This is a genomic window from Paraburkholderia sp. WC7.3g, assembly GCF_050436345.1.
Classification (GTDB): domain Bacteria; phylum Pseudomonadota; class Gammaproteobacteria; order Burkholderiales; family Burkholderiaceae; genus Paraburkholderia; species Paraburkholderia podalyriae.
The window spans coordinates 1381474-1398086 of the sequence record NZ_JBNDMA010000004.1 but is presented as its reverse complement, the minus strand read 5'-3'; the positions used below and the strand labels follow the sequence as shown (position 1 = coordinate 1398086).

The following is a 16613-nucleotide window of genomic DNA, read 5'->3' as shown; positions in this document are numbered from 1 at the left end:
CCTCCTGTGTCGCGGTGGCTGCGCCAGCCCTGATGAGCGCTGCTGGAGTCCTTCGCCCCGACTGTCGTGCGCGTCAACGTCCCGCATAGACAAAGCGGGCTGGCGCGGCATGGACCGATGCACCTGCCTGGGATGAGCCTTCCTGCGCCGTGCCGCCTACGCAACCGCTCGACAGTTGCTGACTGTCCTGGGCCGCGATCTTCGCTTCGGCGGCCTGGATATATCGACAGGGTGGGATGCGTTGTCGGCGCCCGGGGTAGAGCCGGCCTGCTCGAGACGGAGGAGCTCGGCGCGGACCTGCGCGCGGGTCACAGGGTTGGGTGCCAGTTGCGCAAAGCTCAGTGCGGGACTGGCGAGCGCGCTGACGGCGAGGGTGTCCGGCATCCGCCGATCGACTACCAGAGCATCGTCTATTATTCCACGCCGATGGCGCAGAGGAATCGTCCGAAGAGTCTCGATGAAGTCGATCCGGAACTGCTGCGTGCTTACGAAAAGCTGGGTGTGCCGCTGGAAGAACGCGAACTCCTGGCAGGCGTCGCGGTGGATGCGGTATTCGACAGCGTCTCGGTCGCCACGACGTTCGGCGAAAAGCTTGCGGAACTCATCGTGTTCTGTTCGTTCTCGGATGCCGTGCAGCATCATCCCGAGCTGGTGCAGAAGTATCTCGGCTCGGTGGTGCCGCATACCGACAATTTCTTTGCTGCGCTGAATTCCGCCGTGTTCAGCGACGGCTCGTTCTGCTACATCCCGCCGGGCGTGCGCTGCCCGATGGAGCTGTCTACCTACTTCCGCATCAACGCGCAGAACACCGGGCAGTTCGAGCGCACACTGATCATCGCTGACAAGGGTGCGTATGTGAGCTACCTGGAAGGCTGCACTGCACCGATGCGCGACGAAAATCAGCTGCATGCCGCTGTGGTCGAGCTGATTGCGCTGGAAGGGGCACAGATCCGCTATTCGACCGTGCAGAACTGGTATCCGGGCGATGCATCGGGCAAGGGCGGCATCTACAACTTCGTGACCAAGCGTGGCGATTGCCGCGAGGCGAATTCGAAGATTTCGTGGACTCAGGTGGAAACCGGTTCGGCGATCACGTGGAAGTACCCGAGCGTGATCCTGCAGGGCGATAACTCGGTCGGTGAATTTTATTCGGTGGCGCTGACCAACCACTATCAACAGGCCGATACCGGGACGAAGATGGTTCACCTCGGCCGCAATACGCGCAGCACGATTCTGTCGAAAGGCATTTCAGCGGGCCGCGGAAAGAATGCGTATCGCGGCCTCGTGAAGGTCGGCCGTGCGGCCGAAGGTGCGCGCAATTACACACAGTGCGATTCGCTGTTGATCGGCGACCGTTGCAGCGCACACACGTTCCCCTATATCGAGGTCAAGAACCCGACCGCGAAGGTCGAGCACGAAGCGTCGACATCACGCATCGGCGAAGACCAGCTGTTCTATTGCCGGCAGCGCGGGCTGTCTGCGGAAGATGCGGTGTCGATGATTGTGAACGGCTTCTGCAAAGAAGTCTTCAAGGAGCTGCCGATGGAGTTCGCTGTCGAGGCGCAGAAGCTGCTCAGTGTCAGCCTGGAGGGCAGTGTGGGCTAACCGTTAGCACCTGGCCCACGGCGATTCGCGAGGGATTGGAACCATGCTTGAAATCAGCAATCTGCAAGTCGAAGTCGACGGCAAGAAGATTCTGCGCGGCATCGATCTGAGCGTGAAGACCGGCGAGGTGCACGCGATCATGGGCCCCATCGGCTCGGGCAAGAGCACGCTTGCCCAGGTGCTGGCAGGGCGCGAGGACGTTGTCGTCACCGACGGCACGGTCTTGTATCTCGGTCGCGATCTGCTGGCGCTCGGGCCTGAAGAGCGTGCGCACGCAGGTCTGTTTCTCGCGTTCCAGTATCCCGTTGAAATACCCGGTGTGAGCAATGTTTATCTGCTGAAGGCAGCGTTGAACGCGCAGCGCCGGCATCGTGGCGAGCCGGAACTCGACGCGATGGAGTTTCTGCAACTGGTCAAGGACAAAATGACGCTGATGCAGATGGACGAGACCCTGTTGTACCGCGCAGTCAACGAAGGCTTTTCCGGCGGAGAAAAGAAGCGCAATGAGATCCTGCAGATGGAGGTGCTGGAGCCCCGGCTCGCCATTCTCGACGAAACGGATTCCGGACTCGATATCGATGCGCTGCAGATCGTTGCGCAGGGCGTCAACAGCATGCGCAGTCCAGAACGGGCGATTGTGCTGGTTACGCACTATCAACGACTTCTGGGTTACGTCGTGCCGGATCGCGTGCATGTGCTGGCGAACGGCCGGATCGTAAAGTCGGGGTCCCGTGACCTGGCCCTGGAGCTGGAACGCAAGGGCTATGGCTGGATCGAGGATGAGGCCGTGCAATCAGCCAGCGCACTCAGTGTAGCAAGTGCGGGGCACTCATGAAAAACGAATCGCTCGACTTCTTCCACCAGGCTTTTGGACAACTCGCGAAGACGTTGCCCGGCGCTGAGTTGCCGTGGCTGCGTGCTGCGCGCCGAAGCGCCTTCGAACAGTTCGACGCGCTGGGTTTGCCGACCACCCGCCACGAGGACTGGAAGTACACGAATGTATCGACTATCGGGAAACGCCTCTGGCATTTCAGGGCACAACGCACCGACGATAGTGACGTGCGGTACGTCATCGGTGAACTCGTGCTGGACCCCGGCGGGCATCGACTGGTCTTCGTCAACGGTCGACATGTGCCGCGGCTGTCGAAGCTGGATGGCTTGCCGCATGGGGTATTTGTAGGCTCGCTCACGCGGGCGTTGAGAGAAATGCCGCAATTGCTTGAGGCGGCGATCGCCTCGCAGGCATATCCAGATGGCTTTGCCGCGCTGAACACGGCGTTTATGACGGATGGGTTTGCCATCGTGCTACCGCCTGGCGAGGTCATCGATCAACCCTTGCACATGCTATTCCTGACTGACGAAGCCGGTCTTGCGGTGCAGCCGTTCAATGTCGTGCGTGCAGGAGCACGCTCGGGCTGCACGATCGTCGAGCACTTCGTAGGGGTGGGCGACGACGCGTATTGGACCAATGCGGTTACCCGCATCGTCGCAGACGAGCAGGCGGACGTGCAGCACTACCGGTTGCAGCAAGAGGGCCTGAAGGCTTTTCATATCGCGTCGGTCGCCGCTGCGCAGCAACGCGGCAGCTGTTTTACCTCACATGCGTTTGCGTTTGGCGCCGCGTTGTCGCGCACGGGCATCCGCACGAGCCTGAACGCCGCGAACGCGCAAGCCACGTTGAACGGTCTCTATTTCGTTGGCGGCCGGCAGCACGTCGATCACCATACGCGCATCGATCATACAGAGCCTCATGGCACGAGTCGCGAATACTATCGCGGGGTGCTCGACGGCGCTGCGCGCGGCGTGTTCAACGGGCGCGTCATCGTGCATCGCGATGCGCAGCAAACGGACACGCATCAGGCGAATCACAATCTGCTGCTGTCACGCGATGCGGAAATCGACACGAAGCCGCAACTCGAGATCTACGCCGACGACGTGAAATGCACACACGGCGCGACGGTCGGTCAACTGGACGAGAACCAGCTGTTCTATTTACGTGCACGAGGTGTCGAAGAGCGCATGGCGCGGGCGCTACTGACCTACGCATTTGCACGCGACATTGTCGAAGGTGTGCGCATCGATTCGCTGCGTGGCCGGCTCGAAAACCTGCTGTTCGCGCGCACCCCGGAAGGCGAGCGCATCAGGGAGTTGCTATGAAGCCGATCGAACAGATGCAGACGCCCGATCCGCGCAATGTCGAGCACTGGCGAGCCGATTTTCCAATTCTGGGCGAGCGCGTGCATGGACGGCCATTGGTCTATCTCGACAATGGCGCAACGACGCAAAAGCCCGCCTCGGTCATCTACGCAGAAAACGCTTACTACCGGCATAGCAACGCCAATGTGCACCGCGGCGTGCATCTGCTGTCGCAGCGCGCGACCGATTCATTCGAGGCCGCACGCGCGAAGATTGCACGCTTCATCAATGCGCAGCGTCCGGAGGAGATCGTGTTCGTGCGTGGCACGACCGAAGCGATCAATCTCGTCGCCCAGAGCTATGCTCGCCCGCAGATCAAACCCGGCGACGAAATCCTGATTAGCGCGATGGAGCACCATTCGAACATTGTGCCGTGGCAGCTCGTCTGCGAGCAGACGGGCGCGGCGCTGAAAGTCGTGCCGATCGACGATACGGGCGCACTCGATGCTGACGCGTACGAGCGCTTGTTAAGTGAACGTACGCGGCTGGTCGCGGTGACGCACCTGGCCAACGCGCTCGGCAGCATCAATCCGGTGGAGCGCATCGTTGCAGCGGCACACGCGCGGGGCGTGCCGGTGCTGCTGGATGGCGCACAGGCAATCGCGCATCTGCCGGTCGACGTCCGCGCGATAGATTGCGATTTCTACGCGTTTTCCGGGCATAAGGTGTATGGACCGACTGGCATTGGCGCGCTATACGCCAAGGCCGCACTGCTTGAGGCGATGCCGCCGTGGCAGGGCGGCGGCGACATGATCCGCTCGGTGACGTTCGAGAAAACGGAATACAACGCGATTCCGTGGAAGTTCGAGGCGGGTACGCCGAACATTGCCGGCGCGATTGCGCTGGGCGCGGCGCTCGACTATGTCGACAGCCTCGGCATGGAGGTCATCGCCGCGCACGAGAACGAACTGCTCGCCTATGCAACGGATGCGCTGCGGGTGATACCGGGTTTGCGTTTCATCGGTAGCGCACGCGACAAGGCAAGCATTCTGTCGTTCGTGCTCGACGGCGTGCATGCCCATGATGTCGGTACGATTCTCGATCATCACGGCATCGCCGTGCGTGCGGGCCATCATTGCGCGATGCCGGTGATGCAGCGCTTCGGCGTACCGGCGACCGTGCGCGCGTCGCTCGCCCTCTACAACACGCAGCAGGATATCGACGCGCTGATCGAAGGTCTCGGCAAGGTCAGGGAGATATTCGGAACATGAGCGATCTGCGCGATCTGTATCAGGAAGTCATCTTCGACCACTACCGGCGGCCGCGCAACTGTCATGGACTGTCCGGTGCCAATCACATGGCTGAGGGCTATAACCCGCTGTGCGGCGACCGGATTACGCTTTATCTGCGAATCGAGGACGGCATCGTCAAAGAGGCGAGTTTCGAAGGCGCAGGCTGTGCAATTGCGACAGCATCAGCGTCGCTGATGACCGAGGCGCTGAAAGGAAAAACGGAAGCAGAGGCCGAAGCGCTGTTCGGGCGCTTTCACGACATGGTGACAACGGCCGCTGCAGCGCAGGCCGCAGCCGCGCCGGAGATGGGCAAGCTGGCGGTGCTGTCCGGTGTACGTGAATTTCCCGAGCGTGTGAAGTGCGCGACGCTGGCCTGGCATACGCTGCACGCCGCGCTGCACGACGGGGATCGCCCCGTTTCGACAGAGTGAGGCAGACGATGAGCACATTCGACTGGCTAAAGCGCGCTGAGGTCGCACAACCCGGCAGAGGCACAACGACAGAACGTCTTGAAGAGCGCGTGATCGACGCGCTGCGCACCGTGTTCGACCCGGAGATTCCGGTCAACATCTACGATTTGGGGCTTGTTTATGGTCTTGACGTGGACGAAGCCGAAGGCCGCGTTGGGATCCGCATGACGCTGACCGCGCCCGGCTGCCCGGTTGCGCAGTCCTTCCCGGCGACGGTAGAGGATGCGGTGTTTCCGGTGAGCGGAGTGAACGACGTGCACGTTGAACTGGTGTGGGATCCGCCGTGGTCGAGAGACCGGATGTCGGATGCGGCGCGCCTGCAATTGGGGATGCTTTGACATGTCCGACTGGGTCGATGTCGCCGCGATCGGGGATTTTCCGGCCGGGGCCGTTCGCAGCGTCGAGGTCGATGGCGCGCAGGTTGCGCTGTTCAACGTCGACGGCACCTGTTATGCAATCGAGGATGTCTGCCCGCACGACGGCGGCGTCCTGACGGGCGGTGTGGTGGAAGGCGACGTGGTCGTCTGTCCGCGCCACGGTGCACGGTTTTGCATCAGGACCGGGAAGGTGTTGGCGCCGCCAGCATATGAGGATGTGGTGGCGTTTCCGGTGCGGATCGAGGCGGACGTTGTTCAGGTGCGGGACGGGCGGTGGGATTGAGGAGCGCTGTTTTTCTGGTTTTGCCGAGCAGGTTTCCTGCCAATTTCGTCATTGGTTTATTAGAACGGGTTGCGGGTTTTGATCAAACTCGACGCAGCGCTGTTGAACGAGAACTCAGACACGGTGCTGCCTGATCCCGGCATCCAACGATCTGCATGCGGATGACCTGCTTCAGTGGACGCTCACGGTCGATGACGGCGCCGCATCAGGTGGACCGCGGCGACTGCAGCGCATCGGCGCCCGCGGGCCATTTTTTTCGGGCGCGCTCAACCGTATGCATCGCGCAGCCTGGCGCATACCGATGGCCGCCCGAGCCTGCTGCAGGTGCGTTTCAACCGCGGAAAAGACCAGGCCGGTGGTGCCTGTCCGGACGGGATATTTATACAGGCACAGCCCGCAACGCCTTGTCGAGCCTGGCGCTCCCTACCGCCGTATGCTCTACAGAAATCACGGAACACGACCTGTTTAAGAAAAAGCTCAGAAACAGGGTCGCCGCATAGCTGCGGCCGGTGCATCGCCTTGGACGACGCCCATTAGTCGGGCAACCGGACCTGGCGAATCGGAATCAGCCTTTCGGCCGAAATGTGATCAGAAAACTCGACGGTGCGCTGCCGTTGACATCCCGCGGCATCGGATCGGATTTCTCCACCGCGCTCAACGCGGCGATGTCCCATTCGAGGTTGCCACTCGAGCGCAGCATTGTGGCACTCAAAAGCGACCCATCGGGCGCACATTTCACGGCAATAACCGACGACGGGTTTCCATCGATGTCAATCGGCGCCACGACGTTCGGGCGCACCCGCCGTCTGACCCGGTCTGCGTAACCCGGCGACGCCGTTGCGACGCTATCAGGCTTCAGGTCGTTACCCGACGATATGTCCGCTGCCAATGCCCGGAATGCGGCGAGGCGTTCCTCGTGTTGTCCGTCGGCCGAACTGTCTGCCTTCTGCGCGATTTTTTCTCCCGCCTTCGCCACCAGGGTTCGGACAGCGGGCGCTTGTCGTGGCCGTTTGGCCGGTTGGGCCTGACGCACCGTTTGCCGATACTGGTGCATTTCCGGCTGAGACGCGACATTGACATGAGCATTTTCGTCGCGGGCCGTAGATCGCATGGGCTCCTCCGTCACGGAAAGCTCAGGCAACGACGATGGAGCCGACGTGGACCGGTCAGCCGCGACTACGGTCGTGCCGGCCGGTGTGTTTTTCTGCCAGTGTGCGCCGGAGAACAGGAACGCGGCCAGCACTACATGCATCGCTGCGGCGAGCGCAAATGCAAGACAGGTGCCGCGCTCGCGAGGGAGTTGGACCGGCGGGCGCGTTTGCTCAAGCATGTCAGCTTTGGTACGGGCGGGCGTGCCGTTCCAGCCTGTCGCGCGGGAGAGCGTCGATACCGCTCGCATGGCGCGCTCCGTCACCTCAAGCGCAAACTTGCGCCACCTGCGCCGCGCGCGCCGCAGTCGGACTGGAAAACGTGCCTTCGTGCTCATTGCGATTTGAGGCCGAACCCCGCGCGCCTGATGCGGCGCGACTGCAGTCTGCCCATTTCAATTGCCGCTACCAACAATTTTAGTTTTGTCGGTGGAGATTACCACCCGTTGAACGGGATCTGATCTCTGCCGGCCCATGATCTTGCCTGTACCCTGGCAACGGCCTCCACGCGGGTGCTACAGCGACCGAAAAAGACGAGACAGGAATTGCCAAATCTATTGGGGTGTCGCTACCCGATGAAGGCGGCCGTTACAACGCGCGCAAAAATTTATCGTCGCGCCTCGGCGGGCGTAGGTGGCGTAGAAGTGAAGTATTCGGGTGACCTCGGCGATTACCCCTCCGACGCGGACGCTATCGACGCGGCGCAGCATTGAGCGATCCAGTCGTGCGGCACACGTACGGATTCCTCGAAACGGCGCCGGCATGCCGATGACTTGGCCTCCGTATACCGGCTTCGGGACAGCGCCGCATGAAAACGGGCAGGCAATGCGATTGCGCATGATGCGGCGGATCGGCAGCGTGTGGTGAAAGGCATCGATCGCGGCGCAGGCGCTAAACTATTAGTGTCGGTATCGTTCGAGGAGGTCCATCATGGCAATCGACGTCAAGGATCCCAACTACGAGCGCGGCGAGAAGGCGACATATGTCACCGTCAACGGCGTCAAGTATGCAATCGTGCGCGCGGACGCCTGGTTCGACCAGATCGGGGCCGAGAAAGCCCCTGCGCCGGGTAGCAAAGCGCTGTCGCTTCCGCTGGGGGACGTAACCAAGGGCCGTGGGAAATTTTGCGGCGTAAAAACCGTCAAGCTCGCCCTCAACCCTGACCATCCGGCCTATCACGCACCAGTGCACAGGGCGACTTACTACCCTGCAGATCAGGTGACGTTCACGGGCGTCTCCAGGAAGAAGCTGCGCCCCGGCAGTTCGGCGCATAGCAGAACTGATCGTGTCGGGCGCGGCAAGGTCGGCGTGGGCGGCATGCGCACCAAGTCGCACAGCTGACGGCGCGCGGGTCGCGTCGCTACTTCCTGGTCGAGAGACTAGCGGGACGCGTCCCGCTTTTCTTTGATCGCCTTCGTCTTGTCCTTCCGCCAGCTTAGGAAGTTAGTCACCGCGGCTGCGATGAACGTAACGATCGTGGAAGCCGACGACGCAATGAGTGTCTTTTCCCCAGTATCTGGCGAAGGCGTTGTCGGTTGATATGGGGAAGCGGATGAAAGTGGGACTGCCGTGACGCTTCCCGACAAGGGTTGTGATGTGCTCGACTGCACGACGGTTACTTGCGGCAGCTGGGTCCCCGACATGTAGCGCACGAAAAGGGCGGCTGTTATGCAAAAAAAGCCCACAAAGAGACCAAGGAATAACCGACAAAACAGCTCGAGCCTGGTGGAGTTTGTCACGCCTGCCTCCGTCTTCGTCGACGGTTGCCGCATTCTTATATTGCGCCAGAATCTCGCGGAATTTACATCCCATGCGTTGAAAGACTGGAGGGCGGCCCCACGAGCGCATTGCCGAGACGCGACGCGTTCAGAGTATTCATTCGAGGTTGTGATGTGATGGACGACTCCCGCTAAACGGCGAGAGATTCATGCCAAATCTATGGTCCACCCCATTTTTGCAACCCTGAATCGGGCCGCTCACCGCTTCCGCGCTGGCAGCCTCGATCGGCAACCCGCGAGCCTTTCGGGACGGCCGCGAACTCGCTGCATGGCTGGGTCTGGTGCCGCGCCAGCATTCCTCGGGCGGCACCCTGCGCCTGCTGGGTATCAGCAAGCGCGGCGATACGGCTTTACGAACACTTCTGATTCACGGCGCCCGCGCGGTCATCCGCATGGCAGCCATGCAGGCCCGAGATGGCTGATTCCTGGCTGATGAAACTGTGTCGGCGCCGGCAAAAAACTTCGCTGCCGTGGCGCTCGCGGCAAAGAATGCACGGACAGCGTCGGCCATGTTGATACGAAACCAGGCCTATCAGGCTGGCCACGTTCCCGCGCGATCCAGCGTGATGGATTGACAGAGCCAGCGTTTAGCGTTCACCCCGGTCAGCGCACCGATGCCCAGAACCGGACCACGGCGGGGTGAATCACCTCGTGCCACCTTGGTCCCGTGAACAGGTCGTAGTGGTCGCAATCCGATATCGTCCAATGGCAGCGCTTCTGTACCGGGATCGCACTGCACAGCGCGTGAGCGGCATGCGTCTGGCCCGCGCCGGCAATGTCGTCGCGATCGCCCTCGACCGTACAAAGTGCCATGGATGCAAGATCCTGCGGCTGCACACAGCTTCCGCCGACGCGCCATTCCCCGTGGGCAAGGTGCTGCTCCTGAAAGATCACGCGGATCGTGTCGAGCAGATAATCTTCAGTCATGTCGAGGGCCGCAGCGTATTCATTCAATGAACGCAGGCTGTTCGCGATGGCCGTCGCATCGGCTGAGAGGCGGCTCGACCAGTAGCGCAATTCGAGTGCCAACTGGCGGTGCGGATGTGTGGCGACGATCGCCGCATGCTGGATGAAGCCCGGACAGACCCGGCGACCGGAACCGACGTAGCGGGGCGGAACGGTTTCGATCACCGTGCCGCGAAACCAGTCGAGGCTGTGGCTTTGCGCCAACCGGTCGACGGCCGTCGGATTGAGGCGCGTGTCGATCGGCCCGCCCATCAGCGTCAGGCTGAGCGGCGGCGCTTCTCCTTGTCTCGCCAGCAATGCCGCAGCCGCAAGGGTCGGAGCGGTTGCCTGGCAGACGGCGATGACGTGCGTATGCGCGCAGTCCAGTTTTCGCAGAAAGCGTTCGAGCGCGAGCACATAGTCGTCGAGTCCGAAGCGGCCTGCGGCAAGCGGCACGTTACGCGCGTTGGCCCAGTCCGTAACGTACACATCGCCGTCCTGTAGCAGCGTTTCGACGGTCTCGCGCAGCATGACCGCGTGGTGTCCCGCGAGCGGCGCGCAGAGGAAGATATCCGGTGGCGCAGTGCAGTTTTGACCGCGCCTGGGTGCAACTGGCGTCGGCGCGCGCATGAATTGCCGCAGCGCGCAAAACGGCGTGCTGTCGACCACCCGTTCGACCACAGGTACCGAGCGGTCGCCGACCGTCACCACCGGGATGCCGAACGGCGGTGGCTCGGGCGGCGGTCGAACCAGCCGGTACAGCCAGTCATAGCCGGCAGCAGCGACGGGCGTGCAAGACATCGCCGGCAACGTCCAGACGTCGTATCCCAGCATCGCGCAATTACTGATCGACTGCATCAGGTCACGCTGAGCTTCAAGCCACGGGTACCACATGCTGTCTCCAGCGTCTCGCTCCTTCCCCCGTCGAGGCCGGAGGGCCACCGGATAAATGGGAACGAACCGCGCTTAACGGCGATCCACACGCCGAGAAATTGTTGATCGGACGCGAGCGATCGGGCGTCGCGTTTTCGGAACGAATGAAGCGTCAGTCTGATGGCATGCTGGATGACGCGGCCGCTGGAATGTGGTGCCGGTTGTTAACATGGCTTGGCCCGAAGGCCTGGAATTTCATGTGTGTGAACCTCGCCAAGTTGTCATTGATGCCCTCGAACTCCGTGATGAACAGGGATCTTCATTCATGGGTAGTGCTCTGCTACCAATATTGCAGACATGATCAGCGCGATCACGCCAAACAGCACTCCCGTCATCGACTCGACCATGGCCGCCTCCTTGCCAAGTCGCCGACATGCTTGGATTTTAGGCGATGCGCTCGTGGAAACCGGCGTTTTGCGCTGTCCCTCTCATTTCTGAAAGACGTGGCGCTACCCGTCGATTGGTACGTCGAACTGGGTTCGACAACCTGGGCATTTAAATGGCTCGAAGTTACCTTGCGCTGGCAATGCTGCGAGCAGCTGCTCCTCGCCGGCGAGGTAGCAGACTGGGCACGGAAACGCGTCGTGCGATCGAAGTCGGTGCCACCGGTCGACGAACCGCTGAATGTCGACAGGCTGGGTGCCGTTCGCTTCGAGGTGGTCAAGAAGCACGTGGAACAGAGCGGGGCTTTGTATTGAGACCTCCGCAGAGATTTTCAGCCATCGTAGCATCTGCCATCAATGTGCGGCTGGTAGTCCAGGAGTTCCGCACGCAAGCCACGCCGGATGTTCAGTGGGAGCGTAGTGGTGGGGATTCTCCCCAGTCATCGGGAGAATACGATGCTGTCAGACCGCGCCACAAAATCCGCCGAGCCACCTGTCGGCGCTTCGGGAAGCGCTTGCTTACCCCTGTTGGTCGCCGACGGGCCACATTCGCACAACGCTGCCTCCAACCTATAATAATTGTGTTGGACGACCACTGAGTTGAGTCTTGGCGCAATGAGTGCTTACCAGCACAAAAGCGGCGGAGATGGGCATGCGCTTTGAAGCATTTTCCTTTGGTTCCATCCGTATTGATGGCGTCACCTACCAGCATGACGTAGTGATCGAGCACGGACAGGTTCGCAAACGCAAGAAGAATCCATCCAAGGCGTTCCGCGAGACCTTTGGGCACACACCGCTGTCAGTGGCGGAGGACATACCCTGGAAATGCAGGCGGCTGGTGATTGGCACCGGTACCGGGGCGTTACCGGTAATGGAAGAGGTGAAGCTCGAGGCCCGGCGTCGGCAAGTCGAACTGGTCATCCTGCCGACAGCAGAGGCCATCGCCAATCTGAAGGAGCACCCTGACCATGCCAATGCCATCCTGCATGTCACGTGCTAGGCCCGTCAACCGGAAGTGTCCCTGTGCTTCTTGATTGTAGTTGTGTCCCATGTCCTTCGCGCCCGAGCTTGCGGGTCATGTCTTTCGTGTCATTTCAGAGCAAGGGATGTCCCGAGATGCGACAGCCTCTCGGGTTTTCACAAACGTTCGAATGACCGCTTGGTGTCGATTGCGAAAGAGTTGCCCGAAGTGCGAATTGTTGGATATCGCACGCCTTCTGACCGCGTATGAGAAGGTGGTGTGGCAGAATTCCCGCACGACACCTCAGGTCATGCGCGGTGATCTCACTGGTTACGAAAACTTCGACAAGCAATCCGAATTTGGGAAGATCAAGGCACCTGTTATGTTGTTGCGAGGCGATGCGGACTGGCATCAGTCAAGTGATGCTGGCTGCGAGTTGCCAAACCAACGTCGCCAAAGTCGTGGGGCGGCTGCTCAAGGGTTCGACGCGTGAGGACCAGGCGCGACATGCAGCGCGCGCGCTTGCTAACTAACAAGGTGCGGAGATTCGAATAGCAGATGCGTGCGACGCGTACGTCGTTCGCATCCCACTGCTGCACGGTTGGGCAAAGCAGGGCGACAGCAGCGAGGGCCGAAGTCGACACTGCGACGTATTTAACGAACGCGAGCCTTATCAGGCACCAAAGAGGCGGCAGGAGACTACGCGGGGCCGGGCCCGCGCACTGCGAGATGGGCCAGGTTCGCGAGGCGGTCCATTGATTGAGCCGCGCCATGAACTTTTTGCGCGAGGCGGATCATGCAAGGCAGTGATGCAGTCGCGTCATCCATTTGGCGCACTTGCTCAGCGGTGCGGCGGAGTGGGTCGCCGCCTGCGTGTGAGAATCGAGTCGCCAGCCGGTGATGGGGCCATGTGCGACAGTGTGTGCGAGCGACTCTTGCAAGCCGTGGACTTTCGCAACTGCGTGATCTGTGCGCGCGTCAAGGGGCAGGTGGAAATACTGCGCGGTACCATGGACGCGGTAGGTAACGACGATGGCAGCGGCGCCATCGAAGTCACCGTTCAGCACGGCGTGGTGACGCTGACGGGACAAGTGATCAGCCTGTCCCACAAACGCCTGGCCGGGGTCTTCACCTGGTGGGCCGGCAGTTGCCGCGAAGTGGTGAACCTGTTGGACGTGTTTTCAGCCGAGGAAGACAACGACGACGAAATCACCGACGCCCTACACCTGGTGTTGGAAATCGATTCCTGCGTGCATGCCGACCAGATCACGATCAAGTCGCTGAACCGCACGGTGACACTCGAGGGTTGGGTGTCGAGCGAGGCCGAGCGCAGACGGGCGGAACAAGACGCCTGGTACCGGGGCGCGATCGACCAGGTCGTCAACCGCATCGACGTGCGGGCCTGATTCATCGACAAAATTCTTTCTGCCCATGGCTTACCCCCGATGGTTTCGGCTACCCGCATTGAGGGGTTGTTGCAAAATCAAGCGAGGCGTTTCCGGTGGCCTGGCGCGGCTGCATCAGTACAAGTAGTACGGCAAGGCCGCGCCGGAGCGCCGGCCACTATCATTTTGCAAAAGCCCCCAGGAGATGACCTGTGGCTGCAACCTCCGTGCCGATCGCCGGCATCCGCAACATCGGCGTCATTGCCCACATCGACGCTGGCAAGACCACCATTACCGACCGGATTCTCTTTCACACGGGACGTACCCATTGCCTTGGCTCGGTCGACAGCGGCACGACGGTGACCGACTGGATGGCCCAGGAGCGCGAACGCGGCATCACGATCGTGGCGGCGTCCATCAGCGCGCGGTGGCGCGACTGCATGATCAACCTGATCGATACGCCGGGGCATATCGATTTCACCGCCGAAGTGCAGCGCTCGCTACGGGTGCTGGATGGCGCCGTGGTGGTATTCGATGCGGTGCACGGTGTGCAGCCGCAAAGCGAGACGGTATGGCGGCAGGCCGATCGCTACCGGGTGCCGCGGCTGTGTTTCATCAACAAAATGGATCGCATCGGGGCCGACTTCGAGCGCGCGGTAGCCAGCGTGCGTGAGCGCCTCGGTGCGCCGGTGGCGTGCCTGCAAATGCCTGTCGGTCACGAAGCGGCGTTTGAAGGCGAGGTCGATCTGCTGTCGATGCAGCTGCTGCGCTGGGGGGCTGCGCAGGAGGGAAAGCCTGAATGCGGTCTCGTACCGGCTGAATATCGTGCGGCGGCCGAAGTCGCGCGGCAACGCCTGATCGAGTCCGTTGCCGAGGCTGACGATGAACTGCTCTCGCTTTATGTGGCCGGCGGCGACATCGGGACGGAGCCGTTACGCGCGGCGCTGCGCCGTGCCACGCTCGCCAATCGCCTGTTTCCGGTTTGCTGTGGCGCCGCCTTACGGGATATCGGCGTGCAACCGCTGCTGGACTGCGTGGTCGATTTTCTGCCGTCACCGCTCGATATCGGCGAGGTGCAGGGAATCGATCCCGACAGCGGCCTCACGATCTGCCTCGCGCCGCGCGACGAAGAACCGCTCGCGGCGCTGGTCTTCAAGATCGTCAACGATCCCTACGTCGGCCACCTGGCCTATGTGCGAGTCTACTCGGGCATGGTCAGCGCCGGCATGGCGCTGCACAATGCCACCCGTAACCGCAAGGAGCAGGCCGGGCGCCTGTTGCGCATGTATGCCAATCACCGCGAAAACGTCGAGGCGCTGCACGCCGGGGAAATCGGTGCGTTTCTCGGCCTGAATCAGACCTATACGGGCGATACGCTGTGCGACGCGGAACACCCGGTCACGCTGGAAACGATCACTTTCCCGGAGCCGGTCCTGCGGGCCACGGTAGAACCGAAAACGCTCGCCGAGCATGGCCGCATGGCCGAGGCGTTACGCCAGTTGACCGACGAGGATCCGACCCTTCAACTGAGCCTTGATGAAGACAGCGGCCAGTTGCTGATTGCCGCCATGGGCGAACTCCACCTCGAAATCTTGCTGGACAGGTTGGAGCGCGAATACGGTGTAGCGGCGAAAATGGGGCGGCCGCGCGTGGCCTACAAGGAAACCATCACGCGCGCAGTGGCGGCTGAGGAGGGGCGTTTCGTCCACCAGACTGGCGGGCATGGCCAATACGGCCATGTGATTCTCTCGCTGCACCCCGGCGCGCGTGGCTCGGGCATGCGCTTCGAAAACGCAATCACCGGCGGGGCTGTGCCGCGCCAGTTTATCCCGGCGGTGGAGCAGGGTGTGCGCGATGCCGCCGAAATCGGAGCGCTGGCAGGCTATCCCGTCACCGACATCGAGGTGCGTCTCGAAAGCGGTTCCAGCCATTCTGTCGATTCGAGCGAATTCGCTTACCGCGCCGCGGCCATCCAGGCATGTCGCGCGGCGTTCGGCAAGGGGCGGATGGTGCTGCTTGAACCGATGTTCCGCGTCGAGGTGCTGGTGCCGACTGAGTACACCGGGGCCGCGCTGGCGCAGCTCGGCGCCCGCCGCGCCGAGATTGAAGCGGTGGCGCCGCGCCCAGGCGGTGTGGAAGCGATTGCCGGCCAAGTGCCTCTCGCCGAAATGTTCGGCTACGTTACTGAATTGCGCTCGGTCACCCAGGGCCGCGGGCTGTATTCCATGGAGTTCGACCACTATGCCGAGGTCGAGCTTGAGGTGACAGGCGTGCCGTCCCGGAATTAAACGGCGGAACGATCTTCATCGGTCGGATTCAGCGCCTGCCGGCACGGTTCGAAACCCGCCGTTTTTGGGTCACACGCAGGCGAGCGGAATCCGTTTGGGCAGCGTCATTCCGCGCTTCGTGTGTAATCCTCGTAGAACTCTATCTGCAGACGCAGGCCATGATCAACTTTCACGATCCGCGCCCTCGGACTGCCATCATTCGTTCGCCGGTCACCGAATTGACGGCGTACAACAGCGACCAGGCGGTGGTGACGGTGAGCGACGGCACCTTGCTCGTGTTTACCGCCTGGTTGCCACGTTTGGTGTCAGTGTGAACACGAACGCCCGCTCGCGCATCAGCGTTGGTTTCAATGTCATTTCACCGCTCATTGGGTTGTGACACCACCCGAAAATACGGCTTGCTGATGAGTGGCTGGCCTCGACACGACCGCCTTCGCGAAGTCGTGCAACTCGGGTATGTCGATGAGCGTCGACAGTTGCGCATTCTCAAACTGAAGCCTTTCTACCTGATCGAGCAGGGCCAGGACCGCTGTAGGGTCGACAACTGATTGTGGTCCACGTCGGCAACGCCGCAAGCGACGTCGGCATGGTCTCGGCGTACCATAGTCGTATGCAGTACGCCGCCGTCG

At 61.6% G+C, this 16613-nt stretch carries 17 protein-coding genes and 2 pseudogenes; 16 read left to right on the top strand and 3 right to left on the bottom strand.

The genetic code is table 11. The features are described from left to right. Positions 1-73 precede the first annotated feature (73 nt). Positions 74-384, bottom strand: a pseudogene (locus OKW43_RS39930) (DUF4148 domain-containing protein). Between OKW43_RS39930 and sufB the strand changes: the two are divergent. Genes sufB through OKW43_RS39895 form a run of 7 tightly spaced genes read left to right on the top strand, consistent with a single transcriptional unit; the run spans position 328 to position 6163 of the window. After that, positions 328-1605 carry a Fe-S cluster assembly protein SufB gene (gene sufB, locus OKW43_RS39925; protein WP_429454241.1) on the top strand — a complete coding sequence of 426 codons (1278 nt, stop codon included), beginning with the start codon at positions 328-330 and terminating at the stop codon, positions 1603-1605. The pseudogene OKW43_RS39930 and the gene sufB sit on opposite strands and share 57 nt — an antisense overlap. A gap of 43 nt (positions 1606-1648) precedes the next feature. After that, complete coding sequence (sufC, locus tag OKW43_RS39920) at positions 1649-2440, top strand: Fe-S cluster assembly ATPase SufC (RefSeq protein ID WP_429454239.1); 792 nt, start codon at positions 1649-1651, stop codon at positions 2438-2440. Then, positions 2437-3762 carry a Fe-S cluster assembly protein SufD gene (gene sufD, locus OKW43_RS39915; RefSeq protein WP_429454237.1) on the top strand — a complete coding sequence of 442 codons (1326 nt, stop codon included), beginning with the start codon at positions 2437-2439 and terminating at the stop codon, positions 3760-3762. Before sufC ends, sufD begins: the two co-directional genes overlap by 4 nt. Then, a complete protein-coding gene (locus OKW43_RS39910) occupies positions 3759-5012 on the top strand; it encodes a SufS family cysteine desulfurase (protein ID WP_429454235.1) in 1254 nt (417 codons plus the stop codon). Before sufD ends, OKW43_RS39910 begins: the two co-directional genes overlap by 4 nt. Then, complete coding sequence (gene sufU / locus OKW43_RS39905; RefSeq protein ID WP_429454233.1) at positions 5009-5464, top strand: Fe-S cluster assembly sulfur transfer protein SufU; 456 nt, start codon at positions 5009-5011, stop codon at positions 5462-5464. The genes OKW43_RS39910 and sufU overlap by 4 nt, the downstream gene beginning before the upstream one ends. 8 nt (positions 5465-5472) lie before the next feature. Next, positions 5473-5841 carry an SUF system Fe-S cluster assembly protein gene (locus OKW43_RS39900; RefSeq protein ID WP_187638523.1) on the top strand — a complete coding sequence of 123 codons (369 nt, stop codon included), beginning with the start codon at positions 5473-5475 and terminating at the stop codon, positions 5839-5841. A 1-nt stretch (position 5842) separates the two neighbouring features. Next, positions 5843-6163 carry a non-heme iron oxygenase ferredoxin subunit gene (locus OKW43_RS39895; RefSeq protein ID WP_429454231.1) on the top strand — a complete coding sequence of 107 codons (321 nt, stop codon included), beginning with the start codon at positions 5843-5845 and terminating at the stop codon, positions 6161-6163. Positions 6164-6728: 565 nt separating this feature from the next. Here OKW43_RS39895 and OKW43_RS39890 read toward each other — a convergent pair. Continuing rightward, complete coding sequence (locus tag OKW43_RS39890) at positions 6729-7562, bottom strand: cell envelope integrity protein TolA (protein WP_429454229.1); 834 nt, start codon at positions 7560-7562, stop codon at positions 6729-6731. Positions 7563-8241: 679 nt separating this feature from the next. On the opposite strand from OKW43_RS39890, the gene OKW43_RS39885 reads away from it, so the two are divergent. Next, on the top strand, positions 8242-8652 hold the full coding sequence (locus tag OKW43_RS39885) for a hypothetical protein (protein ID WP_429454227.1): 411 nt from the start codon (positions 8242-8244) through the stop codon (positions 8650-8652). A 625-nt stretch (positions 8653-9277) separates the two neighbouring features. Beyond that, positions 9278-9664, top strand: a pseudogene (locus tag OKW43_RS39880) (transposase); the annotation flags it as partial. A 28-nt stretch (positions 9665-9692) separates the two neighbouring features. Here the strand turns inward: OKW43_RS39880 and phaZ are convergent. Further along, positions 9693-10928 (bottom strand): polyhydroxyalkanoate depolymerase, encoded by a 1236-nt coding sequence (gene phaZ / locus OKW43_RS39875; protein ID WP_429454225.1) that lies wholly within the window; start codon positions 10926-10928, stop codon positions 9693-9695. Between the two features lie 143 nt (positions 10929-11071). Between phaZ and OKW43_RS39870 the strand changes: the two genes are divergently transcribed. The 7 genes from OKW43_RS39870 (at position 11072) to OKW43_RS39840 (ending at position 16532) form a co-directional block, all read left to right on the top strand. Further along, positions 11072-11665: a hypothetical protein gene (locus tag OKW43_RS39870; RefSeq protein WP_429454223.1), complete on the top strand. Its 594-nt coding sequence runs from the start codon at positions 11072-11074 to the stop codon at positions 11663-11665. Positions 11666-12002: 337 nt separating this feature from the next. Continuing rightward, positions 12003-12350, top strand: a complete 348-nt coding sequence (locus tag OKW43_RS39865) for an MTH938/NDUFAF3 family protein (RefSeq protein WP_429454221.1) — start codon at positions 12003-12005, stop codon at positions 12348-12350. A gap of 196 nt (positions 12351-12546) precedes the next feature. Then, positions 12547-12804: a hypothetical protein gene (locus tag OKW43_RS39860; protein ID WP_429454219.1), complete on the top strand. Its 258-nt coding sequence runs from the start codon at positions 12547-12549 to the stop codon at positions 12802-12804. A gap of 451 nt (positions 12805-13255) precedes the next feature. Then, on the top strand, positions 13256-13717 hold the full coding sequence (locus OKW43_RS39855; protein WP_429454761.1) for a BON domain-containing protein: 462 nt from the start codon (positions 13256-13258) through the stop codon (positions 13715-13717). 191 nt (positions 13718-13908) lie between these two features. Next, on the top strand, positions 13909-15984 hold the full coding sequence (gene fusA, locus OKW43_RS39850; protein ID WP_429454217.1) for an elongation factor G: 2076 nt from the start codon (positions 13909-13911) through the stop codon (positions 15982-15984). Between the two features lie 158 nt (positions 15985-16142). Then, the gene (locus OKW43_RS39845) at positions 16143-16298 is read left to right on the top strand and encodes a hypothetical protein (protein WP_429454215.1); all 156 of its coding nucleotides are present in this window, start codon (positions 16143-16145) and stop codon (positions 16296-16298) included. A 90-nt stretch (positions 16299-16388) separates the two neighbouring features. Next, on the top strand, positions 16389-16532 hold the full coding sequence (locus OKW43_RS39840) for a hypothetical protein (RefSeq protein ID WP_429454213.1): 144 nt from the start codon (positions 16389-16391) through the stop codon (positions 16530-16532). Positions 16533-16613: the final 81 nt, after the last annotated feature.

Bases quoted from the DNA above. Each gene is read 5' to 3' on its own strand.
- sufC (WP_429454239.1), top strand. From the start codon at position 1,649: ATGCTTGAAATCAGCAATCTGCAAGTCGAAGTCGACGGCAAGAAGATT.
- sufD (WP_429454237.1), top strand. From the start codon at position 2,437: ATGAAAAACGAATCGCTCGACTTCTTCCACCAGGCTTTTGGACAACTC.
- OKW43_RS39910 (WP_429454235.1), top strand. From the start codon at position 3,759: ATGAAGCCGATCGAACAGATGCAGACGCCCGATCCGCGCAATGTCGAG.
- sufU (WP_429454233.1), top strand. From the start codon at position 5,009: ATGAGCGATCTGCGCGATCTGTATCAGGAAGTCATCTTCGACCACTAC.
- OKW43_RS39900 (WP_187638523.1), top strand. From the start codon at position 5,473: ATGAGCACATTCGACTGGCTAAAGCGCGCTGAGGTCGCACAACCCGGC.
- OKW43_RS39895 (WP_429454231.1), top strand. From the start codon at position 5,843: ATGTCCGACTGGGTCGATGTCGCCGCGATCGGGGATTTTCCGGCCGGG.
- OKW43_RS39890 (WP_429454229.1), bottom strand. From the start codon at position 7,562: ATGCGAGCGGTATCGACGCTCTCCCGCGCGACAGGCTGGAACGGCACG.
- OKW43_RS39885 (WP_429454227.1), top strand. From the start codon at position 8,242: ATGGCAATCGACGTCAAGGATCCCAACTACGAGCGCGGCGAGAAGGCG.
- phaZ (WP_429454225.1), bottom strand. From the start codon at position 10,928: ATGTGGTACCCGTGGCTTGAAGCTCAGCGTGACCTGATGCAGTCGATC.
- OKW43_RS39870 (WP_429454223.1), top strand. From the start codon at position 11,072: ATGAAGCGTCAGTCTGATGGCATGCTGGATGACGCGGCCGCTGGAATG.
- OKW43_RS39865 (WP_429454221.1), top strand. From the start codon at position 12,003: ATGCGCTTTGAAGCATTTTCCTTTGGTTCCATCCGTATTGATGGCGTC.
- OKW43_RS39845 (WP_429454215.1), top strand. From the start codon at position 16,143: ATGATCAACTTTCACGATCCGCGCCCTCGGACTGCCATCATTCGTTCG.
- OKW43_RS39840 (WP_429454213.1), top strand. From the start codon at position 16,389: ATGAGTGGCTGGCCTCGACACGACCGCCTTCGCGAAGTCGTGCAACTC.